The following is a 2,119-nucleotide window of genomic DNA, read 5'->3' as shown; positions in this document are numbered from 1 at the left end:
CCTGGAAATGCATCTGCTGCCGACTTTTTTTCGTTGTGTTTCTTTATCCATTTTCCTAATAAACCACCCTTTATTCCTAAATCCTTTGCTGTTTTTGTAATTGTTTGACCTGCCTTTCTTTGTTCATTTGCCAGTTTAACAGCTTCCAATTTGAATTCTGCTGTATATTCTCTTACCATTTCTAATCCTCCAAAATTTTATTTTACCCAAAAAAACTCTTTTCTTTCTCTCCACTTTTTCTGGGTAAGGTCAGAAATTTAATGATCCAGGATATACTCCTTTGTTAAGGGAGATTGAGCATTTTCGAATATTTCTTGAGTGCTTCCAGACTCAACAATTCTGCCATTATGAAAGAAAATTACACTATCAGATAACTTTTTAGCTTGCTTCATTGAATGAGTCACCATAATGATAGTAAATCTTAATTTCAGCTCTTGTATAAGATTTTCGATTGCATTGGTTGCCATTGGATCAAGAGCAGAGCACGGTTCATCCATTAATAAAATAGTTGGCTTCACTGCAATTGCGCGAGCGATGCATAGCCTCTGTTGTTGGCCACCGGATAAATTGAGTGCGCTATCTTGCAATCTGTCCTTCAATTCTTCCCATAAACCAACCTTGGTTAAACTATTTTCCACCATCTCATTCAATTTTTGCTTATCCTTCGCCATACCATGCAATTTTGGCCCACAAGCAACATTATCATATATTGATTTTGGAAAAGGATTTGGCTTTTGAAATACCATACCAACTTTTGCTCTAAGTAGTACAACATCCATATCGCGTGAATATATATCACCCAGCCCATCGATATCTAATTCACCAACAGTTTTGCAACCTGGTACATAGTCATTCATACGATTAAAACAACGCAAAAATGTTGATTTACCGCACCCGGATGGTCCGATAAAAGTAGTAACTTTTCTTTTATAAATATTCAAATTTATATCGAATAAAACTTGCTTAGAGCCGTACCAGAGATTTAAATCTTTAACAGAGGCACGTGTATTGCTCATATCACATCCTGCATTGAATAGAGCCCCGGAATTTCTCTTTTATTTTCGTATAGCCATACTGCTGCTTGAACAGCTCCTCTAGCAAATGTTGTGCGATCAATTGCTTTGTGGTTTAGTTCTATCCGTTCATCAGAATTAACAAACATCACGCTGTGATCTCCTATTACTCCACCTCCACGAGATACTGCAAAACCTATTCCCCCCTTTTTCCTTATGTTTGAACCACTATGTAAATATTGATTGGACTGAAAATCCACTTTTGAAGCGTTAGCAATTGTTTTGCCAAGTTCTATAGCTGTTCCAGATGGTGAATCCTTTTTTAAGTTATGATGCATTTCCCAAATCTCAACGTCATATTCATTACCTAAAAGCTCAGCAGCTTTTTTTACCAATTTCAGCAACACATTAACCCCAACACTCATATTTGCTGACCATAATATTGGAACTTCAGCAGCATATTCTTTCAAATCGACACCTTCTATTCCAGTTGTGCCACTAACCAGCGGTGTTTTAAATTTTACAGCTGCTTTAAGGCAGTCTAACATACATTCTTTAGTTGTAAAATCTATTACAACGTCAGATGACTCAAATATGCCACTAATAGAACTTGTAACTTTAATTCCTAGATTGGCTATAATTGGTCCAATATCTGAATCTATGTACCTACTACCTGAACGGGCAACAGCACCTGCTATTTCCACTTTGGTATTTGTAATTAATTCATTGAGTATTTTTTTGCCCATTCTGCCTAAGCAGCCTATTACTCCAACTCTGATTTTCATAAAGCTTTTTACGTTTATTAAGAATGTTAGGCCTTTTTTTAAGCTCTGTCACTTCTGATCTATATTCTATAGCTGTACGAACACTGCAATTTCAGATCCCAGTGCCTTGACCACAACTATTGCAATATGGTACATAGTGAACGATGTCATTCCAGTCTGGAATCTAGCCTTTCTGCAATCTCATCGAAAACGTTTTTCTATGCTAGTTTGCTTGCTTACAAGCAAACTTTTCTGGATCCCAGTGGGCTTTGTTGCATCGCTACTTATGAAAGGCTAACTATAGTTAGGATTATAAGCAACCTATTGAAAATCTTGTTTTTT

Annotated in this window: 4 protein-coding genes; 1 reads left to right on the top strand and 3 read right to left on the bottom strand. The window is 36.5% G+C overall.

Annotated features, from left to right (window positions below; translation table 11 throughout):
* The 3 genes from OZD66_RS04090 to dapB all read right to left on the bottom strand — a co-directional run.
* A partial coding sequence (locus OZD66_RS04090) for a transposase (protein ID WP_275022287.1) occupies positions 1-179 on the bottom strand: 179 nt, incomplete at its 3' end.
* A gap of 78 nt (positions 180-257) precedes the next feature.
* The gene (pstB, locus tag OZD66_RS04085) at positions 258-1,016 is read right to left on the bottom strand and encodes a phosphate ABC transporter ATP-binding protein PstB (protein WP_006280935.1); all 759 of its coding nucleotides are present in this window, start codon (positions 1,014-1,016) and stop codon (positions 258-260) included.
* Positions 1,013-1,798 carry a 4-hydroxy-tetrahydrodipicolinate reductase gene (gene dapB, locus OZD66_RS04080; RefSeq protein ID WP_182366728.1) on the bottom strand — a complete coding sequence of 262 codons (786 nt, stop codon included), beginning with the start codon at positions 1,796-1,798 and terminating at the stop codon, positions 1,013-1,015. The genes pstB and dapB overlap by 4 nt, the downstream gene beginning before the upstream one ends.
* 126 nt (positions 1,799-1,924) lie before the next feature.
* Between dapB and OZD66_RS04075 the strand changes: the two genes are divergently transcribed.
* On the top strand, positions 1,925-2,119 hold a 195-nt coding region (locus OZD66_RS04075; protein WP_275022284.1), incomplete at its 3' end, for a hypothetical protein.

Origin of the sequence: Wolbachia endosymbiont of Drosophila baimaii (assembly GCF_028982185.1) — a bacterium.
In the GTDB taxonomy this organism is placed as follows: domain Bacteria; phylum Pseudomonadota; class Alphaproteobacteria; order Rickettsiales; family Anaplasmataceae; genus Wolbachia; species Wolbachia pipientis.
Note: the sequence above shows the minus strand (reverse complement) of the source record. Positions and strands in the feature narration are given on the sequence as shown.

Coding starts and splice junctions, on each gene's coding strand:
- dapB (WP_182366728.1), bottom strand. CDS start 1,798: ATGAAAATCAGAGTTGGAGTAATAGGCTGCTTAGGCAGAATGGGCAAA.
- pstB (WP_006280935.1), bottom strand. CDS start 1,016: ATGAGCAATACACGTGCCTCTGTTAAAGATTTAAATCTCTGGTACGGC.